Source organism: Ochrobactrum sp. SFR4, assembly GCF_019730395.1.
Taxonomy (GTDB): domain Bacteria; phylum Pseudomonadota; class Alphaproteobacteria; order Rhizobiales; family Rhizobiaceae; genus Pseudochrobactrum.
On the sequence record NZ_JAAPBB010000873.1, the window covers coordinates 1 to 265 of the forward strand.

A 265-nucleotide genomic window follows, 5' to 3' on the forward strand; every position below is an offset into this window, starting at 1 on the left:
GAATTGCGGGTTGAGTTTTTGTACGCGCTGGTCGGTGATATTGATAATCAGCCCTTGCTTACCTTCCGGCAGAGCCTCTGCCATGGCCTGCGCCAGAAAGACCGGCGCTTTGACATGCACCGCAAAATGACGATCCCAGAGATCATGGGTGAGGGAGCCGATACGGTCATCTTCAAAGACGGAAGCATTATTGACCAGCAGTTCTACGGGGCCAAAAGGCTGTGCAGCCTGCTCCATCAGGCTTGCGACCTGTTTATCGTCCGAG

General features: G+C 54.3%; 1 protein-coding gene. It reads right to left on the minus strand.

Annotated elements, in window-relative coordinates; genetic code table 11:
* A partial coding sequence (locus HBA93_RS21580; RefSeq protein WP_221724614.1) for an SDR family NAD(P)-dependent oxidoreductase occupies positions 1-265 on the minus strand: 265 nt, incomplete at both ends.